The sequence below is a fragment of the Paludisphaera borealis genome (assembly GCF_001956985.1).
Classification (GTDB): Bacteria; Planctomycetota; Planctomycetia; order Isosphaerales; family Isosphaeraceae; genus Paludisphaera; species Paludisphaera borealis.
Window position 1 is genome coordinate 579,701 of record NZ_CP019082.1, and the last position, 21,927, is coordinate 601,627.

Genomic DNA, 21,927 nt, shown 5'->3' on the forward strand with positions numbered 1-21,927 from the left:
GCCTCGCGTCAGCCGCCGCCCCGCCGCGACCAGACGTAAAGCGCGACGGCCGCCGAGGTCGCCGCGTTGAGCGATTCGACGCCCGGCGCCATGGCGATCCGCCTCCGCTCGCCGCGTCGAAGTTGCTGCGGCAGGCCGGGGCCTTCCAGGCCGACGACCAGGCCGAAGGTCGGCGGGAACGGGCTCGCGCCGACGTCGTCGCCCGAGGCGTCGAGCGAGATCAACGGATAACGACTCGATTCAAGCGCATGGACAGACGGCCCGGCCATGAGCTGCGTCTGGAACAGCGCCGGGCCGGCGGCGCGGCTGCTCCGGGGGTGGAACGGATGCGCGGCTTCTTGCAGCAAGACCACGCGCGGGACGCCGAACGCCGCCGCCGAGCGGATCACCGCACCGACGTTCTCCGGGTCCTGGAACGGCACGAACAGCGTGCAGCCTTCCGGCCAGGGGGCGTCGTCGGACCACGCGGGCGTCTCGGGCGTCGCGACCAGCAACAGCGGCGCGCGCGTCCCGGCCACGTCGAGCGTCTTGAACAGCGGCGGGCTCAGCCGGTACCAGGTCCACGAGGCGTCGGCCGGCGCGGGGCCGGACGCGTCGGTGATCCAGCCGACCACGCGGTCGGCGAATTTCTCCTGGACCTCGCTCGTGATCCGCAGCCCCGCGAGGATCGCCTGCCCGTGCTTGCGGACGCCGCGCCCGGTTAGAAGATCGCTCAGGAGCCGGTACGTCGGATTCGATTCGCTGGTGATCTCGCGGACCGGGCCGTCGAAGGCGCGCGAGGCCCGCGCTTCGGCGGCCCCTCGGGGCGCGTCGGTGTCGAGCCGTTCGTAGACGACCAGCCGTCGGTCGTGCGTCGTCCCGGGGATCGTGTAGGCGTGGTCGCTCGCGAGCCGGAAGTGATCGCTCCACGTTCGCTCGGCCTCGGCGATCTCGGGATCGCACCCCGGCCCCTTCATGAAGATCATCCGGCCGCCGGGTTCGAGGCAGGCGGCCACGCGCTCGAGGGTCTCGGGGATCGCGGCGACGGCCCGGCTGATCACCCCCTTGACCCGCCCGGGGTAGTCGGCGCCCAGCTTGCGGCCGTAGACCTCGACGTCCTTCAGCCCGAGCCGCTCGCAGACCTGCCCCAGGAACTCGACCCGCGCGGCTCTCGGCTCGGCCAAAATCATGTGGGTTTCGGGACGCGCTATCTTGAGCGGAACCCCCGGCAGACCCGGCCCCGAGCCCATATCGATGAGCGGCGAGGGCAGCTCGACGAACCGCAGCGTCAGCAGGCTGTCGACGTAATGCTTCAAGACCATGTTTTCAAAATTGTGAATTCGTGTAAGGTTCAAGATCGGGTTTGCCGCGCGGAGCATCTGGTGGTACGCCCAGAGGGCGTCGAGCTGTTCGGACGACAGCGTGATTCCGCACTGGGTCATGAGAACTTCGAGAGCGCTTCGTCCGGGTCTCAACGACTCCTCCTCGTCGACGACGACGTCGACCTGACGGCTGAACGGTCCAAAGAATGACACGGTTGATTTCGAGCCTGGTTCGGGGATAATCCGGAGTGTTGCACGCACGCAGGCGGCCGACGGGCTTCGACCTCGCGCGTGGTTGTCCGGGTACCCCCTGATCTTTCGGCGAATGTACGTTACAATTTCACTGAGCGCTTGTCGGCTGACGCCGCCCGGCTCCCATCGGGATGGGTGGGAGGATTTCGCCGAGTTTCCCACGTGCCGCCTTGGTAAATAGAGTGAGACCGCATGGAGAACCGACCTCAACCGCAAGAACCCCCACGCAAGCCGACGCCCGTTCCGCGCAAAACGAACGGTTCCGGCGGGTCGCCGACGCCCCCGTGGCTTTGGCTTCTCCTGATCGGGGGCTTTGCGATCATCTTCTGGCAGTTCAAGCCCAAGCCCGAAACTCCGGTCGTCTACAGTCCATGGTTCCTTGACCAGGTCGATCAAGACAATATCAAGAGCCTGGCGATTCTGGGGACCGAGGCGCGCGGCGAGCTTCGCGACTCTCAGCCCTACCAGAGTACCAGCTCGACCAACAGCGTGCCGATCAAGACGTTCATCACCAACTTCCCGACCGAGCAATCGATCGACCCGATCGTGCAGAAGCTGCGCGACGGGAAGCCGAAGGACGGGGGCAAGAAGGCGACCCACGATCCGGTCCGGATCGACGTCAGCCCGGCCAACACGCCCAACGGCCTGGTCTGGCTGATGCTGCTCTTGCCGACGTTTTTGATCCTCGGCTTCATCTACCTGATGATGCGCCGGGCGCGCGACCAGTTCGACGGCGGAATTTTGGGGAGCTTCGTCAAGAGCCCGGCCAAGCGGCACGACAAGTCGAAGCAGCGGACCACGTTCGAGGAGGTCGCCGGCCTCGAGAACGCCAAGGCCGAGCTTCAAGAGATCGTCGAGTTCCTCAAGAACCCCGAGAAGTTCCAGCGGCTGGGGGGGCGGATTCCCAAGGGCGTGCTGCTGGTCGGCCCCCCCGGAACCGGCAAGACCCTACTGGGCCGCGCGGTGGCCGGCGAGGCCGGCGTGCCGTTCTACTCGATCTCGGGCTCCGAGTTCATCCAGATGTTCGTGGGCGTCGGCGCCAGCCGGGTCCGCGACATGTTCAAGACCGCCAAGGAAAACAGCCCCTGCATCCTGTTCATCGATGAGATCGACGCCGTCGGTCGGATTCGAGGCGCGGGGCTCGGCGGCGGGCATGACGAGCGCGAGCAGACGCTCAACCAGATCCTCACCGAGATGGACGGCTTCTCGCCGAGCGAGAGCGTCATCGTGCTGGCGGCCACCAACCGGCCCGATGTGCTCGACCCCGCGCTGCTGCGTCCCGGCCGCTTCGACCGCCACGTCACGGTCGACCTGCCGACCAAGAAGGGCCGGCTCGAAATCCTCAAGGTCCACACCCGCAACGTCCCCTTGTCGGCCGACGTCGATCTCGACAAGATCGCCCGCAACACCGTGGGGATGAGCGGCGCCGACCTGGCCAACCTCGTGAACGAGGCGGCCTTGCTGGCGACCCGCGAGGACAAGACGGCCGTTGACAACCGCGACCTCGACGCGGCGCTCGACAAAGTCATCCTCGGCGCCAAGCGCGAGGAGGTCATCACCGACCGCGACAAGCGGGCGACCGCTTACCACGAGGTCGGCCATGCCCTCGTCGGCTGGCTCACGCCGCGCTCCGACCCGGTCCACAAGGTGACGATCATCCCCCGCGGCCGGGCCCTGGGCGTCACCCAGTTCATGCCCGAGGAAGATCGCGTCAGCCACAACGAGAGCCAGATCAAGGCCAAGCTGTACACCCTCATGGGGGGCCGCGCCGCCGAACGTCTGGTCTACGACGACCTCAGCACCGGCGCCGCCCAGGACCTGGAACAGGCCACCCGCCTGGTCCGCAAGATGGTCATGCAGTGGGGCATGAGCGAGCGCGTCGGACCCGTCTCGTTCCGGTCGATGTCGGAGCACCCGTTCCTCGGCCGCGAGATGTCCGAGCCGCGCGACCACTCCGAGCACATGCAGCAGCTCATCGACGAGGAGGTCGCGCGGATCTTGCGCGAGGCCGACGAGCACGCCTACCGGCTGCTTGAAGAGCATCGCGACGAGCTTGAACGCGTGACCGAGGCGCTGATTGAACGCGAGGTGCTCACCGAGCCGGAGCTCACCCAGCTCATCGGCAAGCGCACGGGCACCGTGCCCGAGCCGACCAACTCGCATCCCCGGGGCGACGAAGTGGTGGCCTCGCTCGACCAACCGCACTGACGACCGCCGCTTGCCGCGCCGTCCAAGAGGTGTATTTCGCCAACGTGCCGATTCGGCGTCGTCGAGCGGCGAGCGGGGATTCCCGGCTCGCCGCTCGACGACGATTCGCCCGCCTTGTTAGGGATCTCGTGCCGTGTCCAACCCTCCCGCCTCTCCCTCGTCTTTCCCGTCCCCGGTCGTCTGCGCGGGGATGATCGTCGTCGATCACCTGACGCCGCCGATCGATCGCCTCCCCAAGTCGGGCGAGCTGATCGCCGTCGACGGCCTGGTGCTGAACATCGGCGGCGGGGCCGCTAATACGGCGATGGCTCTGTCGCGGCTGAGCGTGCCGGCCTCGATCTGCGCCCGAGTCGGCGACGACGCCTTCGGCCGGTTCGCCACCGAGACGCTCCAGGCCGCCGGCGTCGAGAGCAGCGCCGTGAAGATCGACGGCCGCCGCGCGACCAGCCAGACCCTGATCCTCAACGTCAAGGGGGAGGACCGCCGGTTCATCCACAGCGTCGGCGCCAACCTCGGCTTCGTCCCGGCCGACATGGACGAAGCTCTTGCGACGTCCCCGCGCGTCCTCCACATCGGCTACTTCCTGATCCTGCCCGAGCTGGACGCCGACGGCCTGGCCGAGCGGTTCGCCCGCGTTCGCAAGGCCGGCGGCCAGACCCTTCTGGACGTCGTCACGCCGGGGCCGGGCGCGTATATCGAGCCGCTCCGCAAGGTCTTGCCCCACACCGACGTCTTCGTCCCCAACACCGACGAGGCGGCCTTGATCCTGGGCGAGACCGACCCGCTTCGCCAGGCCCGGATCTTCCACGAGATGGGCGCCCGCCGCGTGGTCGTCACCCGGGGCGAGCACGGCCTGGTCTCGTACTCCGGCGAGAACCGCCTCCAGATGGGCGCCTACCCCGTTGACTTCGTGGACGGATCCGGCGGCGGAGACGCCTTCAACGCCGGCTACATCCTCGGCCTGCTCGAAAACCGCTGCGAGATCGACTGCCTCAAGCTCGCCAGCGCCGTGGGGGCCAGTTGCGTCCGCGCCGTGGGGACCACGGCGGGCGTCTTCAGCCGCCCCGAGGCCGAAGAGTTCCTGCGACGGCATCCGATCACCCTTGAGCCGGTCGACGCCTGATTCTTCGATCAGATATCGACGATCACCTCCGCGAGCCAACCCTCGGGGCCTTCCCGCAAGACCACCGCGTGATGGGTCGCGGCCTTCACCTCGTGGTCGAGGATGTGGCGGTCGGCGTCGATGGGCTCGCCCCAGATCGTTCCCGTCAGGCGGGGCCGGTCGGCGGCGGCGTCCACCGCGACCTCGAACCGGCCGTAAAGCCGATGCCCGGTCTCGCTCCGGAAGATCAGCTCGTTGAGCCAGTCGATCAGCAGCAGTTCGAGCGATTCGGCTTCGATCGCCACCGGTTCGGCGTCCCGGGGCTCGATCCCGCCGCGGTCGGCGGTGACGACGTCGAAAAGTCCCTCGGCGGCCGTCTGAAACAGGTCGTCGAGATCGCTCGCCGTCACTCGCAAGCCGAGGTCGGCCGTGTGATCGAAGACTTCCACGCGTCCCACGAGCAACCCTCCCCTTGTTCCGCCGGCGCGGCTCCTACTCTCAAGTTACCGCAAGGCGGCCTTCTCGAAATCGAACGGGCGAATTAGAACATCAGGGTGAACCGTCCGCCGTCGTCTCCTGGAGCTTTTTCGATGCTGGAACCTGGACAACCCGCCCCCGACTTCACCCTGCCCGATCAGGACGGCAATGAAGTGACCCTGTCGAAGCTCAAAGGTTCGCCGGTGGTCCTCTACTTTTACCCCAAGGACGACACCTCGGGCTGCACCAAGGAAGCCTGCGACTTCCGCGACGGCTTCGCCGACTACGAGAAGGCCGGGGCGAAGATCCTCGGCGTCAGCCCCGACCCGGTGAAGTCGCACGCCAAGTTCGCCGGCAAGTACGAGCTTCCCTTCACGCTGCTGGCCGACGTCGAGAAGGCGGTCAGCCAGGCGTACGACGTCTGGAAGGAGAAGAGCATGTACGGCCGGAAGTATATGGGGATCGAGCGGACGACCTTCGTGATCGACGCCCGGGGGATCGTCTGCCGGGTCTTCCCCAAGGTCAAGGTCACCGGCCACAGCGAGGCCGTGCTTGAAGCCGTCAAGGCGGCGAAGTGAGCGGGACATCGCATCGGGGGCGGCCGGGATGTGCCGAACCGCCCTCGCGAACGCTCGTCAGGCGATCTCGCGCTGGGGCTGGGAGTTCTGGGTCTTCGCCTTCTGGGTGAAGATCTCCAGCTCGTCGTGCTGGTTGCGGAGGTGGAGTTCCAGCTTGCGGAGCGCCTTGTATTTCTCGTCGCTGACCCGGTTGACCGGGATGTCGAGGTCGGCGCTGATCTCCGGGACCGACCAGCCGCGCATCCAGAGTTCCAGGATGCGGTCCTGGCGGGTCGAGAGGACCGCGCGGCGGGCGGATTCAAGGATCTCGCCGAGTTCGAGCCGGTCGCGATGGCGCTGGTCGCAATCGGGGGCCGGTAAGGCGAGGGCGTCGATGGGCTGGTATCGCTTGGCTCGCTGGACCCGCTTGCGGACCATGTCGATGGCGCGGACCAGCTCGCGGCGCTCGGAGGTGTCCTCGGCAAGGACCTGGGCCAGGTTGAGCTGGCCGTCGCGGGCCTTGGTGAGCAGCCGGCAGCAGACTTCCTGCGTGCAGTCGTCCCACAGCCGAGGATCGAGCCGGGCGTTCCGCCAGCAGACCGTGCAATACCGCTGGATGTCGCGGACCAGGTCGGATTCGGAGGCCTGGGCCGTCAGCGCGGCCAGACCGATGACCAGGGCCATGGCCGCCGGACCCGCCTTGCAGGTTCGCGCGATGACGCCCGGAGCGCCCTCGGAAACCGCGTGGGAGCCGGGCTTTGCGTTGATCTTCGTGTGTTCCTTCATGATCGCCACGGATTGTGCTTCTTGCTGGTGGTCCGGAATTCCCGCCATCTACCAACAGACGATTGTCGGGCCGATCCTCGCCGAAAATCAACCCGATCCGTCATTATCCTTTCGTGCGTTTTACCTAAACCTTGGCGGAATCGCAAGTTGAAAAACGATGCGGTGATTTCTCGCTTTCTCCCAACGACGGATTCCCGCGACACGGAAAATGGAACCGACGCGTCTACAATGTAAAGAGCAGACGACGTCCGGCCGCGTCCGTCGCGGGTGAGAACGGTCGAGTGGCGCGATTCCAGGAGAATCGACGGATGGGCGGCGGAAGCGATACGACCACGAGCAAGGCGGCTGCGAAGACGGAATCGGACGAAGGCCTTGGTGGGGACGGCCACGACCGGGGGACGGTCGAACTCGATCCGGCGATACGACCGGGGGCGGGAACCGAGTCGTCGGACGTGGGCGCGATGGACGTCGTCATCGAAGGCTCCCCCCCATCAGGATTGGCTCCATCGCCGCCGCCGGCGCGGAGGACCCTGGTCGATAATCGCCGGTTGGCGCGTTGGGGGATCTGGTTCGTCGGCGCGCTCGGCGTCCTGGTCGGGGCGGCTGTCCTGGCCGAGGTCGTCTACTATCGCTTCACCATGTCGATGACCAACGACGCCTTCGTGGAGTCGCACATCGTCCACCTGGCGTTTCAGGAATCGGGGATCGTGACCAAGGTCCTGGTCGAGGAGCACGACGAGGTCAAGGCCGGTCAGATCCTCGCGGAGATCGATCTCGTGCCGTTGACCCGGAGCGTCGAGGAGGCGACCGCGAAACGCAAGGTGGCCGAGGCGACCTTGAGGTTCGAGGAGGCGACCCTCGACCGACTTGAAAAATTACACCCGCGCCTGGTCGCGGTGGCTGAGAAAGAACTGGCCTCGGCCGAGGCGGCCTGCGGGGAAGCGCGGGCGATGCTCAAGATGACCACTCTCGACGTCGAGAAGGCCGTCAACGAGGCGAAAGCCGACGCCGCGGGGGCCAAGGCGGCCTTCGCCAACGCCCAGGAAGAATACGATCGCTCCTCCACGCTCCTCGCGACCGGCGCCACGACCGAGCAGAAGTTCCAGGACAAGACCCGCGAGTTGCGCACGGCGAAGGCGAAGACCGAGGCGGCGCAGGCCAAGGTCGAGCGGGCCGAGGCCGATCGCGAGCAGGTCGAGATCGCCAGGCTGTCGCTCGACCAGAAGATTCGAGCCCTGGAGAAGGCCTTCGAGTCGTTACGCCTGGCGGAGATGGGCGACCTGGAGATCGAGATCCAGAAGCATCAGGTGGAGCTTCGACGGGACGAGGTGGCCCAGGCCGCCCGAGTCGAGGCGACCGTCAAGACGCGACGGCAGAACGCGCGGATCGTGGCTCCATTCGACGGCGTGGTCGTGCGGCGGTATCGCAACCCGGGCGATCACGCGCCGCTCGGTTCGCCGGTGCTCAGCATTTACGACCCGGAACTGATTTACGTCACGGCGTATCTCGAGGAAGATCGGCTGGAAGGGGTTGCGCCGGGGAACAAGGTGAAGATCTGGGTCGACGCCTTTTCAGGGACTCTTGAAGGTCGGGTCGTCTGGATCGGCCAGGCGACCGGCGCGAACTTCTCGCTGTTGCCCCGCGACGTCACCGCCGGTGAATTCACGAAGGTGACTCAGCGGGTGCCGGTCCGGATCGCGGTGGATCGCGGTCCTCGATGGAAGCAGCTTCGTCCCGGCCTGTCCGTCACGGTCGCCATCTCGCATCAACCGGGCGATCCCGAGTGGGCGAAGGCCGAGGCCGAGCGTCAACGGGCGCGTGGCGAGTTCGGCGTCAGCGCCACGTCGATCCCCGAAGCGATGATCGGCGAGCCGGGCGTGGCGCCCGTGGTCTTTCCTGAGGGGGAAAAGGCGTTCGTACCCGACTCCGGAGGATCGAAGCCGTGAATGTGTTGAGTCGCGCGGTGCATCGACCGGCGAAGGACCCGGTCCATCCCCAGGTTCTGCCGTGGCGCGGCGTCCAGCGCCGCGAGTGGATCGTCCTGGCGATCATGCCCACGCTCCTGCTCGCCGGGATGAACTCGACGTTCACGGACCTGGCGAGGCCGTTCGTCGTCAATGAACTGTCGTCGGACCGGTATCGCTATCAGTGGGTGCCCGGCTGCACCTTGCTGGGCTCGGTCGCCGGCATGTCGTTGATCGCCTGGGCTCGCAATCATTTCGGACTCAAGAAGGCCTATATCACCGGCCTGATCCTTTTCATGTTTGGAAGCTTGGCCTGCGGTCTGGCTCCGAACATGGAACTGCTGGGGGGCGCCCGGTTCGTTCAGGGTTGGGGGAACGGCATGGTCGTGACGACCGTGCTGGCGGTGTTCTGGCGGGAGTTCCCCGACCATCGCGACGGCGCCATCGCCGCGTACGTGCTCGGGCTGTACTTCGGTCGGATCGTCGCGCCGAGCGTCAGCGGCTACCTGATGAACCTCCCGACGTGGCGAACGATCTTCTTCTTCATGGTGCCGATCACATCCACATGCACGGTGCTGACGTCGCATCTGCTCCAGCCGGACGAACCCCGGGAAGAGGCGCTCGAGCCGTTCGACTTCGAGGGGCTGCTCCTGCTTCTCGGCTGGGTCGTCTGCCTGATGTTCGGGCTCTTCCGCTTCCAAAAATGGGGATGGTGGACGGCCAACGAGTTCTGGATCGTGAGCACCATCGGCGGCGGCCTGTTCGTCTGGTTCTTGCTCCACGAATGGTTTTGCCCTCACCCGTTGCTGGATCTCCGTCTCTTCGGGCGGCTGCGATTCGCGTTGAGCGTTGTGATCAAAGCGCTGGCCGATCTGACGTTTTTCAGCGTCATCTCCGTCCTCGTTCGTTACATGGCGGTGACCCGCGACTACGAGCGCGTGACGACGGGAATGGTGCTGCTGCCGGCGGTCGTGACGATGGCTTCGACCCTGGCTCTCACCGCCTGGCTGGGCACGCGGTCCGACCGGAAGCTCCGACTGATCCTCGGACTGACCGGCATGGTCGTCGGCACGTGGACTCTCTCGTCGATCGACCTCTACACGGACAAATTCTGGACGGCCGTTTACACGGCGCTCTGGTCGGCCTCGGCGGGGCTGGTCGCGTCGCCTCTGATCTGTATTTCGCAAGAGGACATGAGCCCCGCGGAGGTCGCTTCGTCGGCGGGCATCAAGAACCTGATGCTGGTCTTGCCGGCGTTCGTGGGGGGCAATCTGCTGACGATCTTCATCGAGCGGCGGAGCGACGCCCACTTCGACGCGATGCGTCAAAGCGTGACCTCGAATCGTCCCCCGCTCGACGACGTCCGGCGCGACGTGGTCGATTACTTCATGCTGAACGGTCTGGATGTGAGCGATGCGACCGGTCAGGCGAGGCGGCTGCTGGCGAGCTACACCCACGACTATGCGACGGTGTTCGCGTACCAGTCGGCCTTTCAGATCCTGGCCGTGACGCTGGCGCTCGCGATACCGCTGGCGTTCTTGCTCAGGCCGCTGCCCGCCGATGCGACCGGGCCGCAACGTGGGTGATGGGGGCGACCTTCCGGCTCGTCCGCCCCGATCGCACGCCTCAGGGCTTCGGCCCGAAGGGTGAAGTCGACTCGTAGGGCGGTCGAGACAGGGCGGGCGGGCCGAAAAGGCCCGGTGCGGTCGACGACTCAGGTTGCAACGGCCTCGGAACGCCCGGTATTTGCGGTTGGTTGATCCTCGGCGCACCGAAATCCGGGGCCGCCGGCAGTCCTGGCATCGCGGCTTCCGGACGCAATCGGAATGGAGACGGCTCGCCTGGAGGCGGCGGTGCGACGTTCTCCCCCTTCGGCTCCCGCGTCGTGGTGGGGATCTCCTCGGCCGACGTCGGCAGCGGGCCGCCGACAGCGAACTCAAGCCGGGCGAGGGCCCGCTGGTACTGGTAGACGGCGGCGTTGAGGGTCTGTTCGGACTTCGTGTCCGAGGCGCGGGCCTCGATCACCTCGGCCGGGGTGGCCCCTCCCGCACTGTACCGGCTCTTCACCAGCCGGAGGTTCTCCCTCGCCTGGTCGAAGACCGCCCGGGCTGACTTGATTCGCTCGCGGGCGTCCTCGAATCCTCGATACGCGGCGTTGACCTCGAACGCGACCAGGTCGCAGACCTGCTGAGCCTGCGCCTCGGCCGCTCGCAACCCCGCCTGAGCGGTGCGGAGCTGGCCGCGCCGCTTCCCGCCCGCATACAGATCCTGACTGATGAAGATCCCGCCGGCCCCGACGTTCGCGTTCTGGACGCCTGTGCCCGTGACGTTCGAGTAGCCGGCCTGGATGGAGACGCTCGGCAGAAACTCGGTGCGAGCGACGTCGACGTCTCCTCGGGCGATCGCGATCCCTCTCATGACGACGGGGATCTCGCGCCGGTTGGCCACGGCCAGTTGCAGCGCTTCCTTCAGCGGCATCTCAAGTTTGGGGGCGGCCTTGCGCTCGGCGACGCGAGTCGGCGTGTTGACGTTGATTCCCATGGTCTGATTCAGCGCGGCGACGGCGACCTCTTCCTCGCTCTTGGCGTCGGCTTGGAGCTGTCGCACGCTGGCCAGGCCGGCGTCGACCCGGAGGAATTCCTCGCGGGTGATCGAGCCCCGCCGGAGCAGGTCGCCGGCCTCCGACCTGTACGCCTCGGCTTGTCCCACGGCCTTCTCGGCGATCTCGAACGCCGACTTCGCCTCGAGAACCTGGAAGTAGGTCCGGGCGACCGCATACCCGACGGTTTGATGAGACCGCTCCAGCTCCAGCCTGGCGACGTCGGTCTTGAATTCCGCCTGGCTTTGCTTGGTGAGGAGTCTGCCGAACTGGAAGATCGTCCATTTCATCTGGACTTCGGCCACGTTGAAGTCCTGCGTTCCGGGGCCGAAGCCTCGCACCGGCAGGACCGGGAAGCGTCCTCGGGTGCCGGCGAAGCCGACCTGCGACGAGAACGCCTGGAAGCCGTAGTTCCCTTGGAATGACGGCAGGAAGGCGGAGTCGACGACCTGGAGATTCCCCAGCGCCGCGTCGATGGACGCCTCGGAGAGCTTGAGGATCGGGCTGTGGCGTAACGCCAGGCGATTGGCCTCTTCGAGGGTCAGGGGGCCGGTCGACTGGGCCTCGTCCGACCGCTCGTCCCGGTCTAGAGGAGCCTCGAACGAGACGCGTTGGAGGCGCGGGTCGGCTCCGGGCTTCCCATCCCCGTTGGAGCCAGGCGCCGCCAATCCCGCCTCGGGCCCGGTCACTCGGGCGATCAGATCATGGCGAGGGCTCGGGTCGGGACGCTGGGCGCAACCGACCGAGATCGCCAGCAGCCCAGCCAAAAGACCCGTGGTTCGGTGCCACATGTGCATGGTATTCGGATCGCTGGGACGCGGCGCGGGTCCGACTTCCTGTCGGAATCCCGCACGCAGTCCGAGGTTCTCCGGCAATCGACGCCCTGCGTCAAGGCCACCTCATCTGGACGGATCTCGAAGCTGGCTAGCGAGACACCCCGCGAGGGTTGGCGCGGCGGCGGGCGGGCCGGGGCGGACGGACGACGTCCCAGCCGCGTTCCTTGGCGAGCCGGAGCAGTCGGGAACGCGGGTGCACGACCACGGCCCGGCCCGCGCGCTCGAGCAGCGACCGGTCGCTCCAGTTGTCGGCGTAGGCGACGGCGTCGCTCATCGCGATCCCGTGCTGGGCGGCCCATTCCTCGGCCCAGAACAGCTTGCCCTCGCCGTAGCACGGCGGCCCCGTCCCCATGCCGACCAGACGTCCGCGGTTGATCACGACTTTCGTGGTCAGCGTATCGGCGCAGTTCAGGTAGATGCTCAGGGGCTCGATCACCAGGCCCGGCGATGACGAGACTAGCACCAATGGCGTCCCGGCCATCCGGATGGCGTTGAAGTGGTCGACCACCCCCGGGTAGAGCCTCGGCCGCACGTGCTCGACGAAGTTTTCATAGGCGATCCGCTCCAGCTCGACAACCGGGATCGAGGCGATGTTCTTGAGGCCGTAGCCGATCAGAGTGCCGTAATCGAGCCGGCCGAACCGGTGCTGGAGCCCGTGGTACAGGGCTCGGAGCAGGAACGACCGCCTGATCAGACCTCTCTGGAGCAAGATCCTGGCGAACAAGAAGGTCGTCGTTTCGGCGAGCAGCGTTCCGTCCACGTCGATGAAGGCCACGGACGGGGGGCGGTCGTAGGTCGGCCAGGCGTGCTGGGTTTCGGTGTTGGTGCTGGTCATGGCCGGACGTCCTCGGTTCCGCTCACCCAACGGCCGACCTGGCCCGACAGCCGGCGCGCCTCGTCGTGGGTTTTGGCCTCGGCGATGACCCTCACGATCGGCTCGGTGTTGCTCGCCCGGACATGGACCCAGCGGTCGTCCCAGGCCAGCCGCAGGCCGTCGCGGCGGTCGGCGTCGGCCTCGTTGTGGGCCTCGGCGATTCGGTCCCAGAGGGCCGCCGCCTCGGCCGGCCCGCCGCCGCCGGCTTTCAGAGGGTACTGATCCTTGACCATCGCGTACCGCGGCAGCTCGTCCACCCAGCTCGAAAGCGGCCGGTCGGCGGTCGCCAGCAGGTCGAGGACCAGGGCCATCCCGACGAAGCTGTCGCGGACCAGGCCGACCCTCGGGTCGATCACCCCGCCGTTCCCCTCGCCGCCCAGCACGGCCTTCTTCGTGAGCATCGCCTCGACCACGTTGATCTCCCCGACGGCCGTGCGGATTACGGGGCAGCCGTGGCGGATCGCCAGGTCCTCGGTGGCTCGCGAGGTCGAGAGGTTGAGCACGACCGGCCCGCGCTCCTGGCCGAGTCGTCGCACGGCGGCCAGGGCGAGCGTCAGCTCCTCGCCGATGTACCTCCCCTGCTCGTCGACGATCGCCAGCCGGTCGGCGTCGGGGTCCTGGGCGAATCCGACCGCCGCGCCGACCGCCGGGACGATCTTGGCGAAGCCCGCCAGGTTCGTCTCGGTGGGTTCGGGGGGGTGGTCGTAGCGGCCGTCGGGCTCGCCCCCCAGGACGATCGGTCGGCAGCCGAGCCGCCAGAGCAGCTCGCGGCCCATCCGTCCCCCCGCGCCGTGGCAGGCGTCCAGGGCCACCACGAACCGCCGGGCGCGGATGGCCTCGACGTCGACCACGCCGAGCACCCGCCGGAGGTGCGTCTCGTCGGGATCTTCAAGCCGGCGGATCTTACCCAGGCCGTCGTAGGCCGCCCAGCCGAACTCCTTGTCCTGCCAGCGTTTAAGGACTGATCGTCCGGCGGCCGGGCTGAGCACCATGCCGCCGGGCTGGAAGAACTTGAGCCCGTTGTACTCGGGCGGGTTGTGCGAGGCCGAGATCTGCACGCCCCCCGCCGCCTTGTGCTCGCGGACCAGTACGCCCACCGTCGGAGTCGCCGTGGCGCCCACGGACAGAACGTCGCGGCCCATGCCCGTCACACCGGCCGTGACCGCCGCCTCGAAGACCGACGACGAGACCCGGCCGTCGTGGCTCACCACGATCGCCCCCGGCCCGCACTGGCTGGCGTAGGCCGCGGCGAATTCCACGGCCGTCACCGGGTCGATCCCATCGCCCACCCATCCCCGAAGCCCGGAGATGCTCGCGATCCGCGTTCCCTTCACGTCGTCCATCCTCCTGCGCGTCCCGGTAATCTCTCCTCTAGATCCTAGTCTACCCACCAAGCGGCGAGCACGCACGAGGATCGCGTGAGAGACGAATCGGCCGGGGCGAAAGACGACCAGGAATTGGCTCTAAACCGGCTCAAGCGGCGTGGAGCGAGACCCCCAGGACGATGAACCGAAGCGCCTCCCGCTGCTCGGGGGTGATCTGGTCGGCGGTCCGCAGAGCGTCGATGTCTTCCAGGCACTGGTTCAACGTCTGCTCGACGCCCGGATAATAGGCGTGGCGGGCGATCCGGCCGACCGAGGCGACCAGACGGTCGTAATAGGAGAGGCTCGGGGTCATCGTTTCTCCTCCCTGAGAAATCGGTATTCGTCGATCGGTAGGATGACCCGATGAGCAACCGGCGTCAAGCGGATTTTCGCTCGATTCGGCAAAGTCGGAAATCTCGTTGCGGCCCGCCGAAGGCCTCCGATCCCCGACCCCGCCGACCGGTCCGTCGAAATTGGGTTCGTTCGCCGCCGCATTCGGTTCGTTCTGGCGTCTTAAAGCCCTGGTTTATAGCGACTTACGCAAGACGGCTGACTGGCTTCGATCGGCGAGAAACACCGCCTGTTGCAACCGACCCGGCATGTTTCCTTGCTGTGTCGTGGCTTCTCGCCGATTGGCTTGGTTCGCGCCGTTTTCGAGGCAAACCACGAGGCCGAGCGAGCCTCTTACCGGGCGTTTTTCAGGCTTCCGGCTTGCGAACAGAGGTCCCCGAAATTGGGTTCGTTCGCCACCGCCGGATCAGGTTTCATGGAGGTGAAACCCAGTGTCCTTAAGTGGTTTACGTCAATCCGGTGTTTGGGTTCGATCGGTGAGGAAAGCCGGGTTCTCGGTGCCGGGGCCGGGAGATCCCAACGCCCTGACGACCTCCGCCGGCTCCCTCGTCGTCGTCCAGGCGGATTGGGTTTGTTCGCGCGTTTTTTGACGCTGGCGAAGTCGGCGGACCGCCCTCTTCCTCCTCTGGCGTTACCGCGTCCGAATTGAAAAGGAGCGAGGCCGGCTTTCAATGGCTAGCCTTCTCTTCTTTAATTTACTCCACGACGACGGGAACGACGAGTTCTGGGAAGAGATCGTCGGGAAGGGGCGCCTTGAAATCGAGGGCGAAGCGGGTGACCGTCTCGCCGTACTCGACCTGCTCTGAAAATTCCGGTCCGTGGTTCGCCGTAGGGGCGCCCCTTGTGGGCGCCCGATCGCCGAGCATGAGCGGTCGACGTGAAACGAACCGGGCACCCACAAGGGGCGCCCCTACCAGCCCCGGTCGTGACGCCATGCGAAAAGCCCCCCCTTTTCATGAGACTGGGCGTCCCGGCGGCGTCATGGTGGTTTGTATTGGGAGGCCGATCGCGGCGCGACCCAGAGCCCCTTTTCATGAGGTCGGGGGCCCCAGACTGGGGCATGACGATTCGTGTGCCATTGTTACTCACGCCCCGTATACTGGCGTCCAGAGGACGGGCGGTATTGGCGTCATGGTACAATCACATGGGTGGCGAAAGGATTGTCGTGGCGACCGCCGGCCGGGCCGCCAATCGGTCGGCCGGCTCCGGTCGAATCGATCAGACCGTGGCCCGCGATGCTCGGGAGATCGGTGTAACCGGTTCGCCGTCGGACCGGACGACTTGAGGAGCAGTCAGATGACGACCTTGAAGGTGTCGATCCCGGACGACCTGATGAAGTTGGTCGAGGCGCAGGTCGCCGAGGGCCGCTACGGCTCGCCCGACGAGTATCTCGGGGAGTTGGTGCGGCGCGACGATCGGAAGCGGCAGGCCAAGCGGGCGTTGGAGGACAAGCTCCAGGAGGCTCTGGACGGCGGCCCGGCAGAGCTCATGACCCGCGAGGAATGGGATTCGATGCGCCAGGAGGCGCTCGACGGCCTGGCCGGTGAGGACATCCGGCCATGAGCCGGATCGTCCGGAGGATCGCCGCGAGGCTGGACATGGTCGAGGCGTACCGCTACTACGCCCGGAAGGCCGGCCGCCGGACCGCCGATCGCTTCTTCGCCCGCGCCGAGGCGACGTTCCAAAGGCTTGCCACATTTCCGGGCGCGGGGACGGTCTACAATCCCGACCGGCCGGCGCTTGCGGACCTGCGGTATTTTCCCATCGCCAGATTCCCCAATCAGATCGTCTTCTGCAAGCCGATCCCGGACGGTGTCGAGGTCTACCGCGTTCTGCACGGGGCCCGCGACCTTGAGGGCGTCTTTGATTTGGAGTTCGATTGACCCGGCGCGAGAGCGTCGGAGTTCATCCGGCGGCGGGACGTTGATCGAGGAAAGCCCATGATGCGACGCGAGTGGAGCGACGGAACGAAATTGGTCCTGGCGTCGATCCTCGTCATCCTGGTCGCCGGGCGGGCCTCGGCGCAGACGGTGACGACCGCCGAGAGCCCGGACGGCTCGTTTCGGAATCCGCTGAAAGTTCACGGCGCCGATCCGTGGTTGATGCATCACGACGGCTGGTATTACCTGACGGCGACGACCGGCGTCGACGTCCAGATGCGCAAGGCGCGGCGGCTGGGCGAGTTGAAGGACGCCGTCGACCAGGTGGTTTGGAAGGACGACGACCCGTGCCGCAACCGCGACGTCTGGGCACCGGAATTTCATCGGCTCGACGGCGGAACCGGGATCGGCCCGCGCTGGTATCTGTACTTCACGGCGTCGGACGGCCGGGAGCCCCACCACCGGATGTACGTGGCCGAGTCGGCCGGCGACGACCCGATGGGACCGTACACCTTCAAGGCCAAGTTGCTCACCGACCCCAAGGACGAGTTCTACGCGATCGACGGCACCGTGCTGACCATGCCCGACGGCGCGCGGTACTTCGTGTGGTGCGGTCGCCCGAGCACGGCCGGGCAGGGTCTCTACATCAGCCGGATGACGAATCCCTGGACGCTGACCGGCCCTCGGGTCTATCTGGAGGTCGACGGCTTCGGCTGCGAACACGTCCGCGAAGGGCCCGTCGCGCTGCGGCAGGACGGCCACGACCGGACCTTCTTGATCTACTCGGCCTGCGGGGCCGACACGCCCGATTACAAGCTCGGCATGCTCTCGATCGCGGCCGGCGACGACCCGATGGACCCGGCCGGCTGGAAGCAGCACACCGAGCCGGTCTTCACGCGGAACGACGCGGCCAAGGTCTACGGGCCCGGTCACAACGCGTTCTTCCGCTCGCCCGACGGCCGGGAAGACTGGATCGCCTACCACGCCAAGACCGAGACGACCCGAGGCTACGCCGACCGATCCGCCCGCGCCCAGAAGTTCACCTGGAACGCCGACGGCACGCCCAACTTCGGCAAGCCGGTCGGCACGGAAGTTGACGTCGCGCTTCCTTCCGGCGAACCGAAGCCGGGAAGGTAGCCATCAAGGTCGGCTGGCGCGATACCCCATCTTCATGAGGCCGGGTGTCGCCGTGGCGTCATGGTGGTTTGTGTCGGGCGGAATCAGGGCGGCGGAGCTCACCGGCGCTCCGGCTCGGCCGTCGCCGTTCCACTTCGTAACCGTGGCGGTGAAGCCCGGCGTGGGCCTGAAAATCGAGGATGCGCTCGATTTCGTCTCCGCTTGTGGCGGCGCGCGGGGGTCGTCATGATGGGCGCGGTCGATCCTGTCGATCGACGTCGATTCTCGCTCGGAAAACCGCGAGGAGCCAGGACGATGAGCACGATCGAGCCCACCGGGGAGATCTACGGGACGCAACCGGCCGGCGTTGGATTTCGGCGACTCGCGGTCCTGGCGATCGCGGCCGGCGTGGTCGCGGGAGTGGTTTCCTGGCTGATCGGCGAGCGGATCGTCGAGGCCTACCGGGGCGAGCTTTTTCCCAAGCTGCGGATCTCGCCGTCGCTGGAGGAGATCGCCCGTTTGGGCCAGGCGCGGCTTCTCAGCGCGCTGGCGACTTACACGGTGATGGGGGCGGTGTTGGGCCTGGCGCTCGGCGCGGCGGGGGGCCTGGCGCGCGGTTCGGCCTCGGCCGCCGCTCGAGCGGCGCTGGTGGGGGGCGTGCTGGGCGGCATCGCGGGAGGCGTCCCGGCGGCGATCGCGACGCCGCTGTTCTACGGCTGGCGCGACTCGCAATCGACCGACTTGCTCGCGCCGCTGTTGATGCACGCCGCCATCTGGTCGGCCGTCGGCGGGGCGGCCGGCGCGGCGCTCGGCTTTGGTCTGGGAGACCGGCGCCGGCGCGTCGAGACCCTGGTCGGAGGCTTGGCCGGCGCGCTGGCGGCGGCGGTCGTCTACGAGATCGTCGGCGCGCTCGCGTTTCCGGTCGACCACACCGATCTGCCGGTGTCGAGGTCGAGCGTCACCCGAGCGGCGGCCCATGTGCTGGTCGCGGCTTGGACGGCCGCCGGCGCGGCCTGGGGGGCGTCGATCGCCGAAACGCAAAAGGGGCCGGCCGCGACGACCGACCCCTCGCCAGGCGAAGTCGAAGATCAGTAAGCGTCGGCGCTGACGACCTCGCCGCCGGATCGCGTGCCGAGCGCCTGGTAGGTCATCATATCGACCGAATCCTTGATGAAGCGGACGCTGCCGTCGCTCATGGCGAAGTTCGCGCCGCCGGGGTGGTTGCTGCTGGCGTTGATATAGCTCGACCCTTCCATGGCGCAGTCGAAGCAGGCGGACGTCCGGCAACTGTGCCAGGGATATTGCTTGGAATTGGGCGGGACCACCGTGTTGAACAGGGTGTACCCGCGCTCGCCGAGGGCCCAGGTCTGGCCGAGGTATTGCTTGAGCCCCGAGCCGTCGCAGCCGATGGGGCCTCCCGCGCACTGCGAGGTGATCTGAGCGGTGTTGTTCCAGAACGTGTTGCAGGCTTGCAACTCCTGGACGACGGCCGCGGGGGCGGACCGGGCGTCGAGGACCTCGGCCGCCGTGATCTGGTTGGCGCCCGACATGCCGTTGCCCCGGTAGTTGTTCAACTTGCCATAGTCGCCGACCAGGCCCTCGCCGAAGGCGATGGTGTTTGAGGATCCGTCGGTCAACCCGGCGATCGTCACCGACGCCGTCTGGTTGAGGTTGTTGTAGAGCCGGAAGATGCCGGTGGTGTTGCCGTCGCCGGGGTACTGCTGGGTCGAGTCGCCGATGCTGCCGTAGTAGTTGTTGATATTTTGCACGCCGGCGACGCCGTCGGACGGGCAGAGGAATGCGGCGATCCGCGACAGGTAGACCGTCGAATTGATGGCGTCGGCCTGAGGCGAGTCGTAACAACAATTCCAGTTGAAATTGGCCGCGTTGTAGAGCGGGGTCTGCTCGACGTATGACAACAGCAACGCCTGCGGGCTCCAGGCCGTCCAGGTGGCGAGCTGACCTGGAGAAGCCGAGCCCGGGTAGCCGACGGTCGTGTCGATGCCCGGGGGGAAGGCCCCCGTGGCCGAAAGGTAATTATGGAGCCCCAGCGCCAACTGCTTGAGGTTGTTGGTGCACTGGATGCGCCGGGCCGCCTCGCGGGCGGACTGGACCGCCGGCAAGAGCAGCGCGATCAACACCGCGATGATCGCGATCACCACCAGAAGCTCGATCAGAGTAAAACCTCGACGAATTCTCATGATACCGTGCTCCTTGCGTGAGCATGCATTCGAGACGGACGAGATGGGATGCGCTGTCCATGGGGGTCGAAGACCCGAAGCCGGCCCGGAGAGGTGAGACGCGGAGCCGCTGCGTGTCTCAGTACGGAGCCTGAGCGCAAGTGGAGAGAGGAGAGAGGTTGCGCTCGATTATCGCTTCTTCAGCGACTTGGGATGTTCCTTGGCCCGAGCGTTGTACATGTCGCGCTTGGAATTGAGCTGGGCCTTCTGTTCCTCGCTGACCTGGACCTGGGTCCCTGATTGCTTCGATTCGTCGCTGCAGCCGGACATCAGCGAGGGAGATCCGAGAAACAAGCAAAGCAAGATTGCGCGTCCAACAGGACGACACGCCGATCGCATCGGAAAACGCCTCCCGGTAAAGAGCCGCCTACGACTGAGGAACCGAGGGGGCTGAAACCACTCGGCATGCGAATCTGGTGTGAATGCAATTTATCATGTTGCGGGCGCGTCGCAAGAGTCGGCATTCCCGAGTCGCCGGTGTAAGGGTCGGTCCGCATTCTTGTAGGCCGGCGTGAACTATAGCGGCGGCGGGCCGATCTCTTCTTGTCCCTCTGCGGCAGTTTTTGGAACAGAAGCGGCTGCGCGGCCTGGCGCATGTTCATCGCCGAGAGCTTGCGATCACACTGGCGTGTTGATCCGTTGCGCGGTCGAACAGCCGGTCCACGTCAGCGAGAGGGGGGCGGCGAATCGGCCAGGGGGGTCGCCTGGGAAGCCCGCGCCGCGATGACCCGGCGATAAATGCCGAGCATGTCGTCGATCTTGGTTTCCCAGTTGAACTCGTGCTCGACGCGCTGGCGGCCGGCGCGGCCGAGGCGGGCGCGAAGTTCGGGATCGGCGGCCAGCCGCGACATCCCCTCGGCGATCCCGGCGATGAGCGCTTCGCGGGAGTCGGGGGGCACGAGGATGCCGCACGAGTCGTCGAGGTAGTCGGTCGGCCCGCCCCAGGCGGTGGCGACGACGGGGAGGCCGCAGGCCATGGCTTCCAGCACGACCGCGCCGCCGCATTCGTAAAGGCTGGGTAGCACCAGGGCGTCGGCCTCGCGGAGCCGACGGGCGCATTCCACCTGAGTCTGCCACCCCGAGAACCGGACGCGGTCCTGGAGCCCGAGCCGTCCCACCTGTTCTTCCAGCGACGCGCGCATCGGCCCGTTTCCCAAGATCTCCAGCACCGGCGGCGGATTGGTCTGGACCCTCGCGAACGCTTCAAGTAGCAGGTCGACGGCCTTCCAGTCGACGAGGCGGCCGAGGAAGATGAACCGCGTGGGGCCGTCGCGGGGAGCCCGGTCTTCAGGAGGAGACCAGATCTCGAGATCGACGCCGTTCTCGATCAGCGTGATCACTTCGCCCCGGGCGCCGGCGGGCAAAGCCTGGCGCGTCCGCTCATTGGCGACCAGGAGGGCCGCTGCTTGCAGTTTGCCCGGCGACAGGCGGTTCACGAAGTTGGTCGCCCTGCGAGAGAGACGGAGGACGGCGGCGTCGACTCTCTTGGCGAAAGCCGGCGGGTACGTCATGTTGCCGTTCATGGGGCCCATGACGACCGGAACCTCCAGGCCGTACAACAACGACGGCTCGCGCGGCGAGACCAGGATCGGCTGGTGGACGACGTTGATGCGATGCTCGGCGATCAGGCGGCGGGCCGTCGCGCGGGCGGCCCGCTGGGTGCTCAGGCGGCTGGCGTAGGCGACCGTGAAGTGTGAGATCCGGCCGGGGAGCCGTCGGCCGATTTGATACGCCCGTTTATTGAGCGCGGTGTCGGGCAGGAAGTGCATCCGGTCAGCCTCGCCCGGCAGCAGGCCGATCAACTCGTCGCGCGTCCGCGAATGGACGACCAGCCACGCCTCGACCCCGCGCCGTCGCAGAAACCGGAAGTAGTGCCAGGGGAGAATCGCCTCGCCGCCGAATCGCACCGAGGCGTGCTCGCTGACGATCAAGACGCGGGGCGCGTCGTCGGTCTCGGTCGTCGTCGAGTCAGCCATCACGGCGTGCTCCGCGCGGGGAGCCTGTTCTTCGGGACATGCGG

Annotated in this window: 20 protein-coding genes; 10 read left to right on the forward strand and 10 right to left on the reverse strand. The window is 66.9% G+C overall.

From position 1 onward, the window contains the following. Positions 1-8 precede the first annotated feature (8 nt). Positions 9-1,514, reverse strand: a complete 1,506-nt coding sequence (gene rsmG / locus BSF38_RS02250) for a 16S rRNA (guanine(527)-N(7))-methyltransferase RsmG (protein WP_237170708.1) — start codon at positions 1,512-1,514, stop codon at positions 9-11. Between the two features lie 231 nt (positions 1,515-1,745). Here rsmG and ftsH point away from each other — a divergent pair, with 231 nt between their 5' ends. Both ftsH and BSF38_RS02260 read left to right on the forward strand, forming a co-directional pair. Then, positions 1,746-3,761 carry an ATP-dependent zinc metalloprotease FtsH gene (gene ftsH, locus BSF38_RS02255; protein WP_076343263.1) on the forward strand — a complete coding sequence of 672 codons (2,016 nt, stop codon included), beginning with the start codon at positions 1,746-1,748 and terminating at the stop codon, positions 3,759-3,761. A 133-nt stretch (positions 3,762-3,894) separates the two neighbouring features. Beyond that, the gene (locus tag BSF38_RS02260; protein WP_237170709.1) at positions 3,895-4,884 is read left to right on the forward strand and encodes a carbohydrate kinase family protein; all 990 of its coding nucleotides are present in this window, start codon (positions 3,895-3,897) and stop codon (positions 4,882-4,884) included. Between the two features lie 8 nt (positions 4,885-4,892). Here the strand turns inward: BSF38_RS02260 and BSF38_RS02265 are convergent, their stop codons facing one another. Beyond that, positions 4,893-5,321, reverse strand: coding sequence for an archease (locus BSF38_RS02265; RefSeq protein WP_076350545.1), 429 nt, complete (start codon positions 5,319-5,321; stop codon positions 4,893-4,895). 132 nt (positions 5,322-5,453) lie between these two features. On the opposite strand from BSF38_RS02265, the gene bcp reads away from it, so the two are divergent. Further along, complete coding sequence (gene bcp / locus BSF38_RS02270; RefSeq protein WP_076343264.1) at positions 5,454-5,918, forward strand: thioredoxin-dependent thiol peroxidase; 465 nt, start codon at positions 5,454-5,456, stop codon at positions 5,916-5,918. 57 nt (positions 5,919-5,975) lie between these two features. On the opposite strand, the gene BSF38_RS02275 is transcribed toward bcp, so the two are convergent. Further along, complete coding sequence (locus BSF38_RS02275; RefSeq protein WP_145952391.1) at positions 5,976-6,683, reverse strand: sigma-70 family RNA polymerase sigma factor; 708 nt, start codon at positions 6,681-6,683, stop codon at positions 5,976-5,978. A gap of 308 nt (positions 6,684-6,991) precedes the next feature. Between BSF38_RS02275 and BSF38_RS02280 the strand changes: the two genes are divergently transcribed. Continuing rightward, positions 6,992-8,629 (forward strand): HlyD family secretion protein, encoded by a 1,638-nt coding sequence (locus BSF38_RS02280; protein ID WP_076343265.1) that lies wholly within the window; start codon positions 6,992-6,994, stop codon positions 8,627-8,629. Then, positions 8,626-10,233: an MFS transporter gene (locus tag BSF38_RS02285; RefSeq protein WP_145951934.1), complete on the forward strand. Its 1,608-nt coding sequence runs from the start codon at positions 8,626-8,628 to the stop codon at positions 10,231-10,233. The genes BSF38_RS02280 and BSF38_RS02285 overlap by 4 nt, the downstream gene beginning before the upstream one ends. A 40-nt stretch (positions 10,234-10,273) precedes the next feature. Here BSF38_RS02285 and BSF38_RS02290 read toward each other — a convergent pair whose 3' ends face one another. From BSF38_RS02290 to BSF38_RS02305, 4 genes are all read right to left on the reverse strand, one after another. Further along, positions 10,274-12,043, reverse strand: a complete 1,770-nt coding sequence (locus BSF38_RS02290) for a TolC family protein (RefSeq protein ID WP_083712640.1) — start codon at positions 12,041-12,043, stop codon at positions 10,274-10,276. A 127-nt stretch (positions 12,044-12,170) separates the two neighbouring features. After that, positions 12,171-12,917 (reverse strand): HAD family hydrolase, encoded by a 747-nt coding sequence (locus BSF38_RS02295; protein ID WP_076343268.1) that lies wholly within the window; start codon positions 12,915-12,917, stop codon positions 12,171-12,173. Then, positions 12,914-14,299, reverse strand: coding sequence for a phosphoglucosamine mutase (gene glmM, locus BSF38_RS02300; RefSeq protein ID WP_076343269.1), 1,386 nt, complete (start codon positions 14,297-14,299; stop codon positions 12,914-12,916). The genes BSF38_RS02295 and glmM overlap by 4 nt, the downstream gene beginning before the upstream one ends. A gap of 130 nt (positions 14,300-14,429) precedes the next feature. Next, positions 14,430-14,633 (reverse strand): hypothetical protein, encoded by a 204-nt coding sequence (locus BSF38_RS02305; protein WP_076343270.1) that lies wholly within the window; start codon positions 14,631-14,633, stop codon positions 14,430-14,432. Positions 14,634-15,342: 709 nt separating this feature from the next. On the opposite strand from BSF38_RS02305, the gene BSF38_RS32335 reads away from it, so the two are divergent. From BSF38_RS32335 to BSF38_RS02325, 5 genes are all read left to right on the forward strand, one after another. Further along, a complete protein-coding gene (locus BSF38_RS32335; RefSeq protein WP_257787840.1) occupies positions 15,343-15,477 on the forward strand; it encodes a hypothetical protein in 135 nt (44 codons plus the stop codon). Between the two features lie 490 nt (positions 15,478-15,967). Continuing rightward, positions 15,968-16,234 carry a ribbon-helix-helix domain-containing protein gene (locus BSF38_RS02310; RefSeq protein ID WP_076343271.1) on the forward strand — a complete coding sequence of 89 codons (267 nt, stop codon included), beginning with the start codon at positions 15,968-15,970 and terminating at the stop codon, positions 16,232-16,234. After that, positions 16,231-16,554 (forward strand): type II toxin-antitoxin system RelE/ParE family toxin, encoded by a 324-nt coding sequence (locus tag BSF38_RS02315; protein WP_076343272.1) that lies wholly within the window; start codon positions 16,231-16,233, stop codon positions 16,552-16,554. Before BSF38_RS02310 ends, BSF38_RS02315 begins: the two co-directional genes overlap by 4 nt. Before the next feature lie 57 nt (positions 16,555-16,611). Then, positions 16,612-17,688 (forward strand): glycoside hydrolase family 43 protein, encoded by a 1,077-nt coding sequence (locus tag BSF38_RS02320; RefSeq protein ID WP_076343273.1) that lies wholly within the window; start codon positions 16,612-16,614, stop codon positions 17,686-17,688. Positions 17,689-17,982: 294 nt separating this feature from the next. Then, positions 17,983-18,762 carry a hypothetical protein gene (locus BSF38_RS02325; protein ID WP_145951935.1) on the forward strand — a complete coding sequence of 260 codons (780 nt, stop codon included), beginning with the start codon at positions 17,983-17,985 and terminating at the stop codon, positions 18,760-18,762. Here the strand turns inward: BSF38_RS02325 and BSF38_RS02330 are convergent. The 3 genes from BSF38_RS02330 to BSF38_RS02335 form a co-directional block, all read right to left on the reverse strand. Continuing rightward, positions 18,756-19,868, reverse strand: coding sequence for a DUF1559 domain-containing protein (locus BSF38_RS02330; protein WP_076343275.1), 1,113 nt, complete (start codon positions 19,866-19,868; stop codon positions 18,756-18,758). The two genes, BSF38_RS02325 and BSF38_RS02330, sit on opposite strands and share 7 nt — an antisense overlap. A 168-nt stretch (positions 19,869-20,036) precedes the next feature. Then, positions 20,037-20,177, reverse strand: coding sequence for a hypothetical protein (locus BSF38_RS31155; protein WP_168189290.1), 141 nt, complete (start codon positions 20,175-20,177; stop codon positions 20,037-20,039). Between the two features lie 395 nt (positions 20,178-20,572). Then, positions 20,573-21,883 (reverse strand): glycosyltransferase family 4 protein, encoded by a 1,311-nt coding sequence (locus tag BSF38_RS02335; RefSeq protein WP_076343276.1) that lies wholly within the window; start codon positions 21,881-21,883, stop codon positions 20,573-20,575. Between the last annotated feature and the right edge of the window lie 44 nt (positions 21,884-21,927).